This is a genomic window from Mycobacterium sp. 852002-51057_SCH5723018 (genome assembly GCF_001667035.1).
Taxonomy (GTDB): Bacteria; Actinomycetota; Actinomycetes; order Mycobacteriales; family Mycobacteriaceae; genus Mycobacterium.
In genome coordinates this window covers 113,329-130,822 of sequence record NZ_LZIR01000111.1, presented here as the reverse complement: position 1 = coordinate 130,822, position 17,494 = coordinate 113,329, and the positions used below count along the sequence as shown (strand labels likewise).

General features: G+C 70.0%; 13 protein-coding genes. 8 read left to right on the top strand and 5 right to left on the bottom strand.

Going from position 1 to position 17,494, the window contains the following annotated elements; all coding sequences use genetic code 11:
• Positions 1-144: 144 nt before the first annotated feature.
• Positions 145-1,458, bottom strand: coding sequence for an acetyl-CoA C-acetyltransferase (locus A5764_RS22885; protein ID WP_067117625.1), 1,314 nt, complete (start codon positions 1,456-1,458; stop codon positions 145-147).
• 183 nt (positions 1,459-1,641) lie between these two features.
• Here A5764_RS22885 and A5764_RS22880 point away from each other — a divergent pair, with 183 nt between their 5' ends.
• Together A5764_RS22880 and A5764_RS22875 are read left to right on the top strand one after the other, a co-directional pair.
• On the top strand, positions 1,642-3,006 hold the full coding sequence (locus tag A5764_RS22880) for a 3-oxoacyl-ACP reductase (protein ID WP_067117623.1): 1,365 nt from the start codon (positions 1,642-1,644) through the stop codon (positions 3,004-3,006).
• 28 nt (positions 3,007-3,034) lie between these two features.
• Positions 3,035-3,880 carry a MaoC/PaaZ C-terminal domain-containing protein gene (locus tag A5764_RS22875; protein ID WP_067117620.1) on the top strand — a complete coding sequence of 282 codons (846 nt, stop codon included), beginning with the start codon at positions 3,035-3,037 and terminating at the stop codon, positions 3,878-3,880.
• On the opposite strand, the gene A5764_RS22870 is transcribed toward A5764_RS22875, so the two are convergent.
• The 3 genes from A5764_RS22870 to A5764_RS22860 all read right to left on the bottom strand — a co-directional run bounded on the left by A5764_RS22870 (position 3,877) and on the right by A5764_RS22860 (position 7,003).
• Positions 3,877-5,133 (bottom strand): chloride channel protein, encoded by a 1,257-nt coding sequence (locus A5764_RS22870; RefSeq protein ID WP_067117617.1) that lies wholly within the window; start codon positions 5,131-5,133, stop codon positions 3,877-3,879. The two genes, A5764_RS22875 and A5764_RS22870, sit on opposite strands and share 4 nt — an antisense overlap.
• Before the next feature lie 16 nt (positions 5,134-5,149).
• Entirely contained in the window at positions 5,150-5,767 is a 618-nt protein-coding gene (locus tag A5764_RS22865) for a TetR/AcrR family transcriptional regulator (protein ID WP_067117614.1), read from the bottom strand.
• A gap of 78 nt (positions 5,768-5,845) precedes the next feature.
• Complete coding sequence (locus A5764_RS22860; protein WP_067117611.1) at positions 5,846-7,003, bottom strand: glycoside hydrolase family 3 N-terminal domain-containing protein; 1,158 nt, start codon at positions 7,001-7,003, stop codon at positions 5,846-5,848.
• Positions 7,004-7,139: 136 nt separating this feature from the next.
• Between A5764_RS22860 and A5764_RS22855 the strand changes: the two genes are divergently transcribed.
• The 5 genes from A5764_RS22855 (at position 7,140) to A5764_RS22835 (ending at position 14,317) form a co-directional block, all read left to right on the top strand.
• Positions 7,140-7,388, top strand: a complete 249-nt coding sequence (locus A5764_RS22855; RefSeq protein WP_067117608.1) for a DUF2613 domain-containing protein — start codon at positions 7,140-7,142, stop codon at positions 7,386-7,388.
• Between the two features lie 112 nt (positions 7,389-7,500).
• Positions 7,501-7,674: a DUF2613 domain-containing protein gene (locus tag A5764_RS22850; RefSeq protein ID WP_065443914.1), complete on the top strand. Its 174-nt coding sequence runs from the start codon at positions 7,501-7,503 to the stop codon at positions 7,672-7,674.
• Positions 7,675-7,789: 115 nt separating this feature from the next.
• Positions 7,790-12,028, top strand: a complete 4,239-nt coding sequence (locus A5764_RS22845; protein WP_067117605.1) for an alpha-(1->3)-arabinofuranosyltransferase — start codon at positions 7,790-7,792, stop codon at positions 12,026-12,028.
• A gap of 85 nt (positions 12,029-12,113) precedes the next feature.
• Positions 12,114-13,562 carry a lipase maturation factor family protein gene (locus A5764_RS22840; protein WP_067117603.1) on the top strand — a complete coding sequence of 483 codons (1,449 nt, stop codon included), beginning with the start codon at positions 12,114-12,116 and terminating at the stop codon, positions 13,560-13,562.
• Positions 13,563-13,885: 323 nt separating this feature from the next.
• Entirely contained in the window at positions 13,886-14,317 is a 432-nt protein-coding gene (locus A5764_RS22835) for a hypothetical protein (RefSeq protein WP_156664819.1), read from the top strand.
• A 16-nt stretch (positions 14,318-14,333) separates the two neighbouring features.
• Here the strand turns inward: A5764_RS22835 and A5764_RS22830 are convergent, their stop codons facing one another.
• Entirely contained in the window at positions 14,334-15,980 is a 1,647-nt protein-coding gene (locus tag A5764_RS22830) for an acetolactate synthase large subunit (protein ID WP_067117597.1), read from the bottom strand.
• 77 nt (positions 15,981-16,057) lie between these two features.
• Between A5764_RS22830 and A5764_RS22825 the strand changes: the two genes are divergently transcribed.
• Positions 16,058-17,476 (top strand): NADP-dependent succinic semialdehyde dehydrogenase, encoded by a 1,419-nt coding sequence (locus A5764_RS22825; RefSeq protein ID WP_067117594.1) that lies wholly within the window; start codon positions 16,058-16,060, stop codon positions 17,474-17,476.
• Positions 17,477-17,494: the final 18 nt, after the last annotated feature.

Here is a 17,494-nt window from a genome sequence, read left to right as displayed (position 1 = left end):
CGCCGACGGGCGACGGATTAAGGGATGCCCCGTATTGCCGTCGGGGTCGGGGGGTCAGACCGCAACACGGGGCCATCCGGACCAGGATTACCCCACCGCTCGGGGTTGGTAACCGACTGTGACCCAATTCATCGGGACGGCCGGTCAGGCCTCCAGGATCGCGGCCACGCCCTGCCCGCCGGCGGCGCAGATGGAAATCAGCGCGCGGACCGGTCCGCCTCCGTTTCCGTTCGCCTTCTTCTCGGCCAGCTGCTTGGCCGCCTGGGCCAGGATGCGGCCGCCGGTGGCGGCGAAGGGGTGACCGGCGGCCAACGACGAGCCGTTGACGTTGAGCTTGGACCGATCGATCGACCCGAGCGCGGCGTCCAGGCCCAGCCGCTCCTTGCAGTACTCCTCGGATTCCCACGCCTGTAGGTGCGCGAGCACCACCGACGCGAACGCCTCGTGGATCTCGTAGAAGTCGAAGTCCTGCAGGCTCAGCCCGTTGCGGGCCAGCAGCCGGGGCACCGCATAGGTCGGCGCCATCAGCAGGCCGTCGCGACCGTTGACGTAGTCGACGGCGGCGGTTTCGGCGTCCACCAGGTAGGCCAGCGGGGTCAGCGAGTGGGCGGCAGCCCAGTCCTCGCTGGCCAGCAGCGCAAGCGACGCGCCGTCGGTCAGCGGGGTCGAGTTGCCGGCGGTCATCGTGGCGTCGCCGTTCTTCACCCCGAAGACGGGGCGCAGGGTCGCCAGCTTCTCGGTGCCCGCGTTGGGCCGCAGGTTGTCGTCGCGGTAGACGCCCAGAAACGGCGTGACCAGGTCGTCGAAGAAGCCGCGGTCGTAGGCGGCGGACATGTTGCGGTGGCTGGCGACGGCCAGCTCGTCCTGGTCGACGCGCTTGATGCCCATCTGCTTGGTGGTGATGGCGGCGTGCTCGCCCATCGACAGGCCGGTGCGCGGCTCGCTGTTGGCCGGGATCTCGATGCCCAGCGTGGCGGGCAGCGTGCCCACCAGCTTCAGCCGTTGCAGGTTGGACTTGGACCGGCGCAGCTTCAGCAGCTGGCGGCGCAGGTTGTCACCCAGGCCGATCGGCGGGTCGGAGGTGGTGTCCACCCCGCCGGCCGCGGCCACCTCGTAGCGGCCGGCCGCGATGCCGTCGGCGGCGGCGATCGCCGCCTGCAGCCCCGTCCCGCAGGCCTGCTGGATGTCGAAGGCCGGGGTGTAGGACGACAGCTCCGAGCCCAGCACGCATTCGCGGGTCAGGTTGAAGTCGCGGCTGTGCTTGAGCACCGCGCCGCCGACCACCGCGCCCAGCCGCTCGCCGGCCAGCCCGAACCGGTCGACCAGCCCGTCGAGGGCCGCGGTGAGCATGTCTTGGTTGGACGCCTCGGCGTAGGCGCCGTCCGATCGCGCGAACGGGATGCGGTTGCCGCCGAGCACAGCGACCGGTCGCCTGGTCTGGGAACTGGCAGGGGCCATTTTTTCTCCGCGTATCTCTTCGGTGCATCAGTTTTGAATCGGCCGTCGAGGGCCATACTACCCATTGTTCTTACTCTTCTTACTCTGCAGTAAGTTCATCCTCGATACGGTTGCCATATAAGGCACGCACAGACCCAGGCAGACCCGGAAAGAAAACCCGGAAAGAAAAGGGAAGGCAGCTCAGTGGCTCCGAAAGGCTCGTCCGATCTGTTCTCGCAGGTGGTCAACTCCGGCCCGGGATCGTTTCTGGCAAAGCAACTTGGCATCCCGCAACCCGAGGCACTCCGCCGCTACCGGCCCGGCGACCCGCCCCTGGCCGGATCCCTGCTGATCGGGGGTGAGGGCAGGGTCGTCGAGCCGCTGCGCGCGGCGCTGGACAAGGACTACGACGTGGTGGGCGCCAACCTGGGCGGCCGCTGGGCCGACCAGTTCGGCGGGCTGGTCTTCGACGCCACCGGCATCAGTACGCCGGCCGGGCTCACGGCCTTGCACGAGTTCTTCACCCCGGTCCTGCGCAACCTTGGCCACAGCGGGCGCGTCGTGGTCGTCGGCACCACGCCCGACGCCGCCGGCAGCAGCGACGAGCGGATCGCGCAGCGGGCGCTGGAGGGCTTCACCCGTTCGCTGGGCAAGGAGCTGCGCAACGGCTCCACCGTTGCGCTGGTGTACCTGTCGCCGGCCGCCAAGCCCGCCGCCACCGGCCTGGAATCCACGATGCGGTTCATCCTGTCGGCCAAGTCGGCCTACGTCGATGGCCAGGTGTTCTACGTCGGGGAGGCCGACTCCACGCCGCCGGCCGACTGGGACCGGCCGCTGGACCGCAAGGTGGCGATCGTGACGGGCGCGGCCCGCGGGATCGGCGCAACGATCGCCGAAGTGTTCGCCCGCGACGGCGCCCGCGTCGTGGCGATCGACGTGGAGTCGGCCGCCGAGGCCCTGGCCGAAACCGCCAGCCAGGTCGGGGGCACCGCCTTGTGGCTCGACGTCACCGCCGAAGACGCGGTGGACAAGATCACCGAGCACCTGCGCGACCATTACGCCGGGCACGCCGACATCCTGGTCAACAATGCCGGCATCACCCGCGACAAGCTGTTGGTCAACATGGACGACGCCCGCTGGGACGCCGTGCTGGCCGTGAATCTGCTTGCCCCGCAACGGCTTACCGAGGGGCTGATCGGCAACGGCAGCATCGGCGAAGGGGGCCGGGTGGTCGGCCTGTCATCGATGGCCGGCATCGCGGGCAACCGCGGGCAGACCAACTACGCCACCACCAAGGCCGGGATGATCGGCCTCACCCAGGCGCTGGCGCCGGAGCTGTACGGCAAGGGCATCACGATCAACGCCGTCGCGCCGGGATTCATCGAAACCCAGATGACCGCCGCCATCCCGCTGGCCACCCGAGAGGTGGGCCGACGGATGAACTCGTTGCTGCAGGGCGGGCAGCCCGTCGACGTGGCCGAGACCATCGCCTACTTCGCGAGCCCGGCGTCAAACGCGGTGACCGGCAACGTGATCCGCGTTTGCGGCCAGGCCATGCTGGGCGCATGAGCCGCGCCAGAGTCGTCAGGAGAACGCGATGAACCAGCCAAGCGGCCTGAAGAACATGCTGCGGGCGGCGGCCGGGGCCCTGCCGCTGGTGCCCCGCGGCGACCAGCTGCCCAGCCGCACGGTGACCGTCGAGGAGCTGCCCATCGACCAGACCAACGTGGCCGAGTACGCGGGGGTCACCGGGCTGCGCTTCGGCAACCATGTGCCGCTGACCTACCCCTTCGCGTTGACCTTTCCGGCGATGATGTCGCTGGTGACCGGGTTCGACTTCCCGTTTGCCGCAATGGGTTCGGTGCACACCGAGAACAAGATCACCCAGTACCACCCGATCGCGGTGACCGACACGGTCGGGGTGCGGGTGCACGCCGAGAACCTGCGCGAACACCGCAAGGGCTTGCTGGTGGACCTGGTGACCGACGTCAGCGTCGGTAACGACACCGCCTGGCATCAGGTGACCACCTTCCTGCACCAGCAGCGCACCAGCCTGTCCGACGAGCCCAAGCCGCCACCGCAGAAGCAACCCAAGCTGCCGCCACCCAGCACGGTGCTGCGGATCACGCCCGGCCAGATCCGCCGCTACGCCGTCGCCAGCGGCGACCACAACCCGATCCACACCAACCCGATCGCGGCCAAACTGTTCGGGTTTCCGACGGTCATCGCGCATGGAATGTTCAGTGCCGCTGCGGTATTGGCCAATATCGAAGCCAGGCTTCCGGACGCGGTGGAGTATACGGTGCGGTTCGGCAAGCCGTTGGTGCTGCCGGGCACCGCGGGGCTCTATATCGACGGGGGTGATCACGGCGGATGGGACATTTCGCTGCGCAACGTCTCCAAGGGATATCCCTATCTGACCGGGAACGTCGGCGCCCTCTAGCCGCCATGCGTGGGGCCGCGACCCAACGCGAGCACCTTCAACCCGTGCGCGCCGCACGTCGTCAGCAGAAACATCGGAAACAGCCAGATCGGCGGATGGGCGAGCTCCCAGACGAAGATCGCGGCCCAGATCGGTGAACCCTGGGTGACCGCGAGCACCCCGGCGGCACCGGCCAGCGAGACCGCCGACGTGTGCTGGTGCGTGCCGGCCGCCCAGTTGACCGCCAGCACGAGCGCCGACCCCGCGGCCGCGCCGGTGGCCAGCGACGGCGTGAGCATTCCGCCGGCCCCACCGGCGCGCAGGAACAGCGCGGTCAGCAGCGGTTTCAACAGGAGGATCGAGGCCGCCGTGGACAGCGTCATGCCGCTGGCGAGGCTGACGGTCAGGATGCTGCGGCCGTTGCCGGGCAGCTCCGGCCACCAGTGCGAGCAGACGCCCATCACCAGCCCCGCTGCGGCGAGCGCCGGGATCAGTAGCCAGGTCCGCGTCAGCCTGTCGGGGCGCGCGGCGGCCATAAGCCGGTTGAACGCCAACCCGACCGCCAGGGTCAGCGGCACCAAAACCAGCGCGTGCGCCGTCAGCAAATACGACGATTCCTCCCTAGGCCAGCCCAGGATGGGCTGGTCGTGCGTGACGGTCGAGCCGATCGCCACGGCCAGGCTGGAGGTGATGCACGCCGCGCCCAGCGCCCGGGGGTGCCAGGTGTTCAGCATGATGCGGACGGCGAACAGCGCGCCGGCCAGCGGGACGGCGTAGACCGCGCCGAGCCCGGCCCCGGCCGCGCACGCCAGCAGGATCTCACGGTCCCGGGCGGACAGCCGCTTCAGCCAGGCGGTGCCGAAATCGCCTAGCGCCGCCGCGAATTGGCGTGGCGCGCCCTCCCGGCCAAGTGATGCCCCGGAGCCGACCAGCAGCACCTGCAACACGGCGTCGACACTCCAGGCCAGCCGCGGGATGCGGTCGTGGCGGGCGATGGTCGGCCCGAGCGGCGGCACCTCGGCGCGGCGCCGCAGCATCCACCAGCCGAATCCCGCAAGGGCGCCGCCGGCGACGGGCCCCAGGGCCCGGCGGACCGGGCTGCTGCCGCTGATCCCGGCGAGCAGCGTGCCGAAACTGTAGTGGTACGTCAGGTGCTCGACGAAGCGCAGCACCACGGTAGTCGCCAACCCGGCGGCCCCGGCCAGCAGTCCGACGACGAGGACGGCGCAGAAGAAGTCGAGGTTGCGGCGGGGGGATCCACCCGAGCTGGCCACCTCCCGAATGTAGGGTCTAGCCGGCCGCGGCGGCTTCCCGGTCCTCCGGCGCGCCCCGAAGGCCGTGCCAGAACAGGTCGATCATCAGCTCGGCCGCATCGTCGACATCGATGTCGCCGGTGCTGAGCCGGTTGGCGATCGCCTCGCCCGCGCCCACCAGCGCCACCGCCATCATCTGCTGCTCGGCGTCCGACCGCGGGGCGCGGCTGCCCGTGCGCACCAGCCCGGCCACCAGCTCGATGATCTGCTCGCGCCCCTCGCGCACGGTGTGCGCGAACGCCTGCGAGCTGATGGCCTGGGTGTACATCACGATCCACGACGCCCTATTGGCGTCGATGTAGCGCAGGAACGATCCGATGGCATTGCGCAGCAAGTCCTTTGGGCTTTGCGCGAAGTTGATGTCGGCGCGCACCGCATCGATGAACCGGCCCAGCTCCCGGTTCAGGCAGGCCCCGAACAGGTCCTCCTTGGAGCCGTAGTACAGGTAGAGCATCGGCTTGGAGATCTGCGCGGCGGCGGCGATGGCGTCCATCGAGGTTTCGTGGTAGCCGTTGACCGAGAACATCTGCACCGCGGCGTCCAGCATCTGCTGTTCCCGCACAGCACGCGGTAGACGTTTGGTACCACCCGCCATCACTCTGCCCTTTCAAGGCACTTTCAAGCCCCTTCGGGCCCTGCCTATCTGACTCCAGCGTAACGACGAAGCGGCGCCTTAGTGTCCACAAGCCCCATTCGGGCCCTTCATGGTGGCCACCCGCACCACCGAGTCGTTGACCGCCGGCATCGCCAATTCGCCCGCGGCGACGGCCTTTTCGAGCCGGTCCAGGACCGCGGGAACTTCGTCGGTGGTCACCCACAGCGCGACATCGCTACCGGCCTGCAGGGTGCGCAGCGCCGCCTCCGACACGCCGTACCGATCGGAGATCGCGGCCATGCTGGACAGGTCGTCGCTGAACACCGGGCCGTTGAAGGGCGGGGCGTTGTAGCCGGTGCCCGTCCGCAGCAACTGGACCGCGGCCCGGCTCAGGCTGGCCGGCTCGTCGCCGGTCAGCCCGGGAACCTGCAGATGACCCACCATGACGCCGACCGGGGCCGCGGTCACCAGCGTCCGGTAGGGCACCAGGTCAACGTTTTGCAGGTCGCTCAGCGGCGGCGTCACCACGCCGCCGGTGTGCGAGTCGCCGGAGCCGTGCCCGTGACCGGGGAAATGCTTGAGCACGGGCAGCAGCCCGGCGTCGCGCAGGCCCTGCGCGTACGCCCCGGCGTAGGCGGTGACCTTGTCCGGGTCGGCGCTGAACGAGCGGTTGCCGATCACGGCGTCGTCGGGCTCGTCGCTGACGTCGACGACGGGAGCGAAGTCGATGGTGACGCCCAGGTCGCGCATTTTTTTGCCGCGCTCGGCGGCCAGGTCGTGGACCTGCTGGACCGTTTGGGTCTGGGCCAGCTGGCGGGGCGAGGGCGCGGTGCCGATCAGCGACTTCAGCCGCGACACCCGGCCGCCCTCCTCGTCGACGCTGACGGCCAGCGGAAGGGGGCCCGCGCTGTGCGCGATGTCGGCCAGCGGTCCCTTGAAGATCGACAGGTCCGTCCAGCTGCCGATGAAGATGCCGCCGACGTGGTAGCCGTTCACCACCGCGCGGGCGTCGTCGGCGTTCTTGACCCCCACCATCAGCAGCTGGGCGAGCTTGTCGCGGGTCGACATCGCCGCCGGGACGGCCGCCGGGTCGGCGCAGACCGGTGGCGCGGGGGCGGCCGCCGGCTTGCTGACCGGGGTGGACGCGCCGCCAGGGGGCCGGGTCGCGTGGTGGCCGCAGCCCGCCACCAGCACTGTTGCAGCGGCGAGCACGGCCAGGGTGCGCGGGAAAGCCATCGGGCCATGTTGTCACGGCGGGCGTTTCGTCCCCGGCCGCAGGGGGCATCCGCCGGTACCTTGCCAGTAAGGGGCCGGGAACCCTTTGTCGGGTTTGTCGGGCAGGTCTGGCAGGTCTGGCAGGGAGGAGCCAGTCATGACCGGGTGGACGTTGGCCGCTGCCAGCTTCGCGGTGGGATTGTCGATCGGTGCCGCGGCGACCGTCGGCGTCACGCTGGCCGCAGAACCCACAGCGGACCACGGCGTGGCGCCGGTCCGCAGCCCGGCGACCCCGGCCGGGCCGAGCCTGGTGGACTACGGCGACCGCTGCTTTCACGGGCACTGCCTGCCCTGCAACAGCAAGCAGTCTTGCCTGAACCAGCTGCCGCCCGGACTGCGTCCCTGAGCCGCCGCACGGTCCGGGCACGCGACCGCCCTTCTGCTAGGTTGGCCCTAGGTTGGAAGTCGACGACCGCAATCCCCCGCAAAAGTCCCCCGCAAAAGCCCAGGAGCCACCGATGAACCGCATCATCGCGCCCGCCGCCGCGAGCGTCGTGGTCGGTCTGTTGCTGGGCGCGGCCGCGATCTTCGGGATCACCTTGATGGTGCAGCAGGACACGAAGCCGCCACTCCCCGGGGGCGATCCGCAGTCGTCAGTGCTCAACCGGGTCGAGTACGGCAACCGTAGCTAGCCCGGCGACGATGCGGGCCGGCACGGCGGCCCGGGGAGGAGCCGGGCAATCCAGCTCTAGCCGCGCGGCGGGGCCGGCGCGGGTGGAGCCCGCGGGAACGGCCCCTGAGTCGGCTGTGTCGCGCCGGTGGTTGCTGTTGGTCGGCGCGATCGCGCTGGCGTTGACGCTCGCGCAATCGCCGGGGCAGGTCTCCCCCGACACCAAGCTCGACCTCACCGCCAATCCCCTGCGCTTCCTGGCCCGCGCGACCAACCTGTGGAATAGCGAGCTGCCGTTCGGGCAGGCGCAGAACCAGGCCTACGGCTACCTGTTTCCGCACGGCACCTTCTTCCTGATCGGCCACCTGCTGGGAGTGCCGGGATGGATCACCCAGCGGCTGTGGTGGGCGTTGCTGCTGACCGTCGGTTTTTGGGGGGTGCTGCGGGTCGCCGAGGCGCTGGGGATCGGCAGCCCGGCGTCCCGGGTGATCGGCGCGGTGGCGTTCGCGCTGGCCCCGCGGGTGCTGACCACGCTGGGCTCCATCTCGTCGGAGACCTTGCCGATGATGTTGGCGCCGTGGGTGTTGCTGCCAACCATCCTGGCTCTGAAATCGGCGCGGGCGTCGAAACTCGGGACGGATAGATCCGTGCGGGCCCTGGCCGCGCAGGCCGGGCTGGCCGTGGCCCTGATGGGCGCCGTGAACGCCATCGCGACGCTGGCCGGGTGCCTGCCCGCGGTGATCTGGTGGGCCTGTCACCGGCCGAACCGGCTGTGGTGGCGCTACACCGCGTGGGGGCTGGTGTCCCTGGTTCTGGCCGTGCTGTGGTGGGTGGTGGCGCTGGCCCTGCTGCGCCACGTCAGTCCCCCGTTCCTGGACTTCATCGAATCGTCCGGCGTGACGACGCAGTGGTCGTCGCTGACCGAGATCCTGCGCGGCACCGACGCCTGGACCCCGTTCGTGGCGCCGACGGCGACCGCCGGCGCACCGCTGGTGACCGGGTCGGCGGCCATCCTGGCCACCAGCCTGGTCGCGGCGGCCGGGCTGGCCGGGCTGGCCAGCCCCGGGATGCCGGCGCGCGGACGGCTGGTCACGATGCTGTTGATCGGGATCGTGCTGATGGCCGTCGGCTACGGCGGCGGCCTGGGGTCGCCCGTCGCGCATGAGGTGCAGGCGTTCCTGGACGCCGCCGGCGCGCCGCTGCGCAACGTGCACAAGCTGGGGTCGGTCGTCCGGCTCCCCCTGGTGTTAGGCGTCGCGCAGCTGCTGGGCCGGGTACCGCTTCCTGGTTGGGGGCCGAGTAGCGCGCCCGTGTCGGTGTGGCTGCGGTCGTTCGCCCACCCCGAGCGCGACAAGCGGGTCGCCGTGACGGTGGTGGTGCTGACGGCGCTGCTGGTCAGCACCTCGCTGGCGTGGACCGGCCGGCTCGCCCCGCCGGGCACGTTCGGCGCGATACCCCGGTACTGGCACGACGCCGCCAATTGGCTCAGCGAACACAACAAGGGCACGCCGGCGCCCGGGCGCGTGCTGGTGGTCCCGGGCGCGCCGTTCGCCACCCAGGTGTGGGGCAACAGCCACGACGAGCCGCTGCAGGTGCTCGGCGACAGCCCCTGGGGGGTCCGCGACTCCATCCCGTTGACCCCGCCGCAGACCATCCGGGCGCTGGACTCGGTGCAACGCCTGTTCGCCGCCGGACGCCCCTCGGCCGGCCTGGCCGATACCCTTGCCCGCCAAGGTATTTCGTACTTGGTGCTGCGCAACGACCTGGACCCGGAGAACTCGCGCTCGGCGCGGCCCATCCTGGTGCACCGCGCCATCGACGGCTCGCCGGGACTGCAGAAGGTGGCCCAGTTCGGCGCACCGGTCGGGCCCGGCACGCTGGCGGGCTTCGTCGCCGACAGCGGGCTTCGCCCCCGCTACCCGGCGGTGGAGATCTACCGCGTCGCCGTGCAGGGCGATCCCGGCGGCCCTTACCTCGTCGACGCCGAGCGGCTGGCCCGGGTCGACGGCGGACCGGAGGGGCTGCTGCGCCTCGACGAGCGGCGGCGGCTGCTGGGCCACCCGCCGTTGGGGCCGGTGCTGATGACCCCGGATGCCCGCGGGGCCGGCCTGCCCCCGGGCGCCGGGGTGACCGTCACCGACTCCCCGGTGGCCCGCGAGATCGACTACGGCCGCGTCGACCAACATTCGTCGGCGATCCGTGCGCCAGGGGATGCCCGGCACACCTACAACCGGGTGCCCGACTATCCGGCCCCGGGCGCCGATACCGTGTACGGCGCCTGGACAGGGGGCCGGATCACCGTGTCGAGCTCGTCGTCGGATTCCACCGCGATGCCCGACGTCGCGCCGGCGACCAACCCCGCCGCCGCGATCGACGGCGACTCGGCCACCGCCTGGGTTTCCAACGCGCTGCAGGCGGCCGTGGGCCAATGGCTGCAGGTGGATTTCGACCACCCGCTGACCAATGGCGCGATCACGCTCACCCCCAGCGCCACAACGGTCGGCGCCCAGGTGCGCCGCATCCTGATCGAGACCGCCACCGGAAGCACCACGGTGCGGTTCGACGAGCCCGGCAAGCCAGTGGCCGCGGCGTTGCCCTACGGCGAAACCCCCTGGGTGCGCATCACCGCCGCAGGCACCGACGACGGGTCGGCCGGTGTGCAGTTCGGCATCACCGACCTCTCGATCACCCAATACGACGCGTCCGGATTCGCCCATCCGGTGGCGCTGCGGCACACGGTGCAGGTGCCCGGGCCGCCGCCCGGCTCGGCGATCGCGGGGTGGGATCTGGGATCCGAACTGCTCGGCAGGCCGGGCTGCGCCCAGGGGCCCGACGGCGTGCGCTGCGCGGCGTCGATGGCGCTGGCGCCGGAGGAGCCGGTGAACTTCAGCCGCACCCTGACCGTCGCGGACCCGGTGTCGGTGACCCCGACGCTGTGGGTGCGGCCGCGGCAGGGCCCCAAGCTGGCCGACCTGATCACCGAGCCCAATACCACTCGGGCCCAAGGCGATTCGGACGTGGTGGACGTACTCGGATCGACATATGCGGCCACCGACGGCGACCCCGCCACCGCCTGGACGGCGCCGCAGCGCGTGGTGCAGCACAAGTCGCCGCCGACGCTGACCGTCACCCTGCCGCGGCCCACCGAGGTCGCCGGGCTGCGCCTGGTCCCCAGCCGGTCCGAGTTGCCGGCGCACCCGACGGTGGTGGCCGTCAACCTCGGTGACGGCCCCCAGGTCCGGGAACTCGAGCCGGGCGAACCACAGACCCTGTCTCTGCAACCCAGGGTGACCGACACCGTCAGCATCAGCCTGCTCGACTGGCAAGACGTCATCGACCGCAACGCTTTGGGATTCGACCAGCTCAAGCCGCCGGGGCTGGCCGAGGTGGCGGTGCTGGGCACCGACGGCGGCGCCATCGCGCCCGCCGACGCCCCGCGCAACCGGTCCCGGGAGATCACCGTCGGCTGCGATGGGGGACCGGTCATCGCCGTCGCCGGCAGGTTCGTGCACACCTCGATCCACACCACCGCGGGTGCCCTGCTGGATGGCGGACCGGTGGCCGCGCTGCCGTGTGAACGCGACCCGATCGCGCTGCCCGCGGGCCAACAGGAGCTGTTGATCAGCCCCGGCGCCCAGTTCGTCGTGGACGGGGCCCAGCTCTGGACCCCCGGGTCCGCCGAAGTACCCGGCGCTACCGGCACCTTCGTGACTCCCGCCACTACCGGCGCGTGGGGTCCGAGCCGGCGCGAGGTGCGGGCCCCCGCCTCTGCCGCCTCCCGGGTGCTGGTCATCCCCGAAAGCATCAACCCGGGCTGGGTGGCGCGCACCAGCAACGGGACCCGGCTGACGCCGGTCGCCGTCAACGGCTGGCAGCAGGGCTGGGTGGTGCCGGCGGGCGACCCTGGCATCATCACGCTGACCTTCGCCTCCAACACGCTGTACCGCGCGGGGCTGGCCGTGGGACTGGCGCTGCTGCCGCTGTTGGCCGCGCTGGCGTTATGGCGCACCCGGCGAGGGCGCAGCGACGACCCGCCCGCACAACCGTGGCCATCGGGAGCCTGGGCGGCGGTCGCGGTCCTGGCCGCCGGGGCGGTCATCGCGGGCGCGGTGGGGGTGGCGGTGGTCGGGGCCGCCCTGGGCCTGCGGTACTTGTTGCGCCACCGCCAACGGTGGCGCGACGGCGCGACCGTCGCTCTGAGCGCTGGGGGGCTGATCCTGGCCGGGGCGGCGCTGTCGCGCCATCCCTGGCGGTCGGTCGACGGTTACGCCGGGCATTCGGCGAATGTGCAACTGCTGGCGCTGATTTCGCTCGCCGTTCTCGCCGCGTCGCTTGTTACGGTGTCCCCCGGGAGCCGCGCGGCCGCCGACGAATGACCTCCGGGTGTTGGCTACCGGTTCTCCTGCTGCTTGACTGGATATACGGCTCGGTGTGATCGCCACCGCCCGAGGAGTTACCGCCATGGGATGGTTTTCGGCGCCCGAATACTGGCTGGGCAGGCTGGTGCTGGAGCGCGGCGTCGCGGCCATCTACGTGCTCGCGTTCGTCGCGGCCGCGCTGCAGTTCCGGGCGCTCATCGGGGAGCACGGAATGCTGCCGGTGCTACGGTTTTTGGCCAGGCAGTCGTTTTGGCGGACGCCGAGCCTGTTTCATCTTCGCTATTCCGACCGGCTATTCGCGGGGGCCTCCTGGCTGGGCGCGGCGGTGTCGGCGGCCATCGTCGCCGGCGCCGCCGATCTGGCGCCGCTGTGGGCCTCGATGCTGATGTGGCTGACGCTGTGGGTGCTGTACCTGTCGATCGTCAACGTGGGACAGGTTTGGTACGGGTTCGGCTGGGAGTCGCTGCTCCTGGAGGCCGGCTTCTTGATGATCTTCCTCGGCAATGACCGGGTGGCGCCCCCGCTGCTGACGCTCTGGATGGCGCGGTTGCTGCTGTTCCGCGTCGAGTTCGGCGCCGGGCTGATCAAACTGCGCGGCGACCCGTGCTGGCGCGACCTGACCTGTCTGTACTACCACCACGAGACCCAGCCCATGCCCGGGCCGTTGAGCTGGTTCTTCCATCACCTGCCGAGGCCGCTGCACCGCGTCGAGGTGGCGGGGAACCATTTCGCCCAACTGATCGTGCCGTTCGGGTTGTTCGCGCCGCAGCCGGTGGCCAGCGTCGCCGCCGGGATCGTCGTGGTCACCCAGCTGTGGCTGGTGGCCTCGGGCAACTTCGCCTGGCTCAATTGGGTGACGATCGTCCTGGCGTTCAGCGCCATCGACGACGCGTCGATAGCGGCGCTGATCCGGCTACCGGTGCACCCCGCCTGGGACGCGCCGCCGCTGTGGTTCGCGGGCCTGGTGATCGCGCTCGCCGGCGCGGTGCTGTTCATGAGCTACTGGCCGGTGCGCAACATGCTGTCCCCGCGCCAGCGAATGAACATGTCCTTCAACCCATTCCATCTGGTGAACACCTACGGCGCATTCGGCAGCATCGGCCGCGAGCGCCGCGAGGTGGTGATCGAGGGCACCGACGAAGAGCGCCTCACGCCGCAGACCGTCTGGAAGGAATACGGATTCAAGGGCAAGCCCGGCGACGTGCGCCGGCTACCCCGCCAATGGGCGCCGTATCACCTGCGGCTGGACTGGCTGATGTGGTTCGCCGCCATCTCGCCGGGCTACGCGCAGGCGTGGCTGACGCCGCTGCTGCAGCGGCTGCTGCGCAACGACCGACCGACGCTGCGCCTGTTGCGGCACAACCCGTTTCCGGATTCGCCGCCGCGGTATGTGCGCGCGCAGCTGTACGAGTACCGGTTCACCACGTTCGCCGAGCTGCGAAGCGAGCGGCAGTGGTGGCATCGCGCCCTCATCGGTGGATACGTCCGGCCGGTGGCGCTCGAGAAAGCGACGAGGGCACCCGCCGGTTGAGGGCGGCCGGTCAGGCGAGCCTGGTGATGTCGGATGAGCTGCGATACCAACGTCACCGTGGCGATTCGGCGGCCCGCGTCATCGTCGAGGTCCGCCCCGAGAACGGCACTGGCACTCGTGAGTTTCAAAACGCGTCCAATCGCCACGAAGTTCTTCGCAGTCCCGCCTCGCAGGATGGTCACCGTCATGCTCAGCGTCGGGCAGGGCAGCAGATCAGCGACGCCCTGACACCGGCCTGGGCGAGGCAGTGAAGTTCTTCGAATCGCCGTGAGTCTCAACCTGTGATAGACCATCACAACCGAGCACCTGAAAGGAACGAGAGCATGGCTATCGCACGGGGCTTCGCCGCCACTGCTGTGTTCGCCGGTCTAGCTGCGGGGGCAGCCGGCACAGCGTGGGCCGACACACCGACCATGAACGGCAGTTACGTCGAGACCGCGACCACCCCTGCCGGCGCGACCTTCACGACCAATTGGACGGTCAGTTCGTGCGGTGACGGATGCGTGTATATCAAGGCCGGGGCCGGGGGCGGCCAGGCGCGGTTGGTCGATGGTCAATGGGTGATGGACACGCTCAACAACGTGAATTGCGCGGACGGCAGTTACGCCCAGTACGCCACGAACGCCCACCTATCGTGGGATCCGGATTCCCTTGCCGGCACAGCCCAGCACGTCTACATCGTTCCGGCCTGCGGGCACCCGGCGGGATACGCGCAAACCGACCAGATACAGATCAAACAGGCACCCTCATCATGATGCGCGCGGGTGCGGGTTACAGCGTCTCGTCCAGCTCGCCGAGCCGGTCGGTCAACCGCAGGTTCTCCGAGTAGTCGACGGGGCAGCTGATCAGCGAGACGCCGTCGTCGTCGAGCGCGGCCCGCAGCGTGGGCAGCAGCTCGTCGGCGCTGTTGATGCGATATCCCTTGGCGCCGAAGCTTTCCGCGTAGCTGACGATGTCGGGGTTGCCGAATTTCACGTAGTGGTGCTCGCCGAGTTCGAGATCCATCTTCCATTCGATGAGGCCGTAGCCGCCGTCATCCCAGATCAGCACCACCAGCGGTATCCGCTCCCGCACCGCGGTCTCGATCTCCTGCGAATTCATCATGAACGCGCCGTCGCCGACGACGGCCAGCACCTTGCACTCCGGGAGCGCCAGCTTGACGCCGAGGGCGCCCGGCAGTGCAAAGCCCATGGTGGACAGGCCATTTGAAATCAGGCAGGTGTTCCGCTCGTAGGTCGGATAGAGCCGCGCCATCCACATCTTGGTGGCGCCGGTGTCGACCAGCACCACGTCGCTGCGGCCCAGCGCGGCGCGGGTGTCGGCGACGACACGCGCGGGCGCCAGCGGGTAGCGCGAATCCTGTTGTCCGCGTTCGAATTCCTCGGCCAGCATGCCGAAGCCGGGGACGTCGGGGTCGGCCTCGTAGGCGTGGCCCTCGAGCGCGTCGGTGAGCGCGTCCAGCGAGGCGCTGATGTCGCCGATGATGCCGACGTCCACCGAATAGTGCGCGTCGACCTCGGCCGGGAAGCGATGAATGTGGATGATCTTCTTGTCGGCCTGCGGGTTGATCCGGACCGGGTCGAACTCCTGCAGCTCGTAGCCGATCGCGATCACCACGTCGGCGTTGTCGAAGCCGAAGTTGACGTAGTCGTGCCGCATGAAGCCGAGGGTGCCGATGCTGTTGGGGTGGTCGTCGGGCATGACGCCCTTGCCGTGGAAGGTGTTGGCCACCGGGATGCCGAATTGCTCGGAGAAGCGGAGCAGGGCCTTGGTGGCATCGGCGCGGGCGGCGCCGTGCCCGGCCAGCGCCACCGGTCGCTTCGCCTGGCGCAGGATGTCGACGGCGCGCTCCACCTGGCGCGCCGCCGGCGCGTCGGGGCGAACAACGTTGCGCGGCAACGGGTTCAGGTCGTATTCCGTATCGTCTGCGTCGATATGCTCGGGCACGGCGAGGTAGACCGCGGCCGGACGCTCGGCCTCGGCGACCTTGAAGGCCTTGCGGAACATCTCGGGTATCGCCTGCGCGGTGGGGATGCCCGCCGCCCACCGGGTGATCGGGGCGAACATCGACACCAGGTCGACGTATTGGTGCGATTCCTTGAACTGACGGTTCTGGCCGACCTGCGCCGAGATCGCGACCATCGGGGTGCTGTCGCTGGTGGCGTCGGCGACGCCGAGCTGCATGTTGATCGCGCCCGGCCCCAACGTGGTCGACACCACCGCGGCGCGGCCGGTGACGCGCCCGTACATCTCGGCCATGAACGCCGCGGCCTGCTCGTGGCGGGTGAGCACGTAGCGGATGTCCGAGGACGCCAGCGCCTGCACGAAGCGGATGTTCTCCTCCCCCGGCAGCCCGAAGACCACGGCGACGCCCTCGTTTTCCAGGCACTTGACCATCAGCTCGGCCGCTTTGCTCATCCGGCACCTCCCTGAAGGCCACGATAGTGGCAGGCTGGGTAGTGGACGGTTTCAACGACTAAACGAAGGATGTCAGCGTGCCCATCGCCACGATCAACCCGGCCACCGGGGAGACGGTCCAGACCTTCAACCCGGCAACCGACGACGAAGTCGAGGCGGCCATCGCCCGCGCCCACGAGCGCTTCCTCGACTACCGACGCTCCACCACCTTCGCCCAGCGCGCCGAGTGGGCGAACGCCACCGCCGACCTGCTGGAGGCCGAGGCCGACCAGACCGCCGCCATGATGACCCTGGAGATGGGTAAGACGGTGGCCTCGGCGAAGGCCGAGGCGATCAAGTGCGCCAAGGGATTCCGCTACTACGCCGAGAACGCCGAAAAGATGCTGGCCGACGAGCCGGCCGACGCGGGCAAGGTGGGCGCGACGAAGGCCTACACCCGGTGGCAGCCGCTGGGGGTGGTGCTGGCCGTCATGCCGTGGAATTTCCCGCTGTGGCAGGCGGTCCGATTCGCGGCGCCGGCGCTGATGGCCGGCAACGTCGGGATCCTCAAGCACGCGTCGAACGTGCCGCAGTGCGCGCTGTATCTGGCCGACGTCATCGCCCGCGGCGGCTTCCCGGAGGGCTGCTTTCAGACGCTGCTCGTTCCCTCGGGCGCCGTGGAGAAGATCCTGCGCGACCCGCGGGTCGCGGCGGTCACGCTCACCGGCAGCGAGCCGGCCGGCCAGTCGGTCGGAGCCATCGCGGGCGAGGAGATCAAGCCCTCGGTGCTCGAGCTCGGCGGCAGCGACCCGTTCATCGTGATGCCGTCGGCCGACCTGGACGAGGCGGTCAAGACCGCGGTCACCGCCCGCGTGCAGAACAACGGCCAGTCCTGCATCGCGGCCAAACGGTTCATCGCCCACGCCGACATCTACGACGAGTTCGTCGAGAAGTTCGTCGAGCGGGCGCAGGCGTTGCGGGTCGGCGACCCGACCGACCCGGACACCGACGTCGGCCCGCTGGCCACCGAGTCGGGCCGCGACGACGTGGCCAAGCAGGTCGACGACGCGGCCGCGGCCGGCGCGACGATCCGCTGCGGCGGCAAGCCTCTCGACCGGCCGGGGTGGTTCTACCCGCCGACGGTGGTCACCGACATCACCAAGGACATGGCCCTCTACACCGAAGAGGTGTTCGGCCCGGTGGCCTCGATCTATCGCGCCGCCGACATCGACGACGCCATCGAGATCGCCAACGCCACGACCTTCGGCCTTGGCTCCAACGCCTGGACCCGCGACGAGGCCGAGCAACAGCGCTTCATCGACGACATCGAGGCCGGCCAGGTCTTCATCAACGGAATGACCGTGTCCTACCCCGAATTGCCGTTCGGCGGCGTCAAGCGATCGGGCTACGGGCGCGAGCTCGCGGGCCTCGGGATCCGCGAGTTCTGCAACGCCAAGACCGTCTGGGTGGGCTCGGCCGAGAGCGGCGATTCCGGCGGCGGCAAGAAGGTCGAGTGACGCGTTACCGCTAACCGC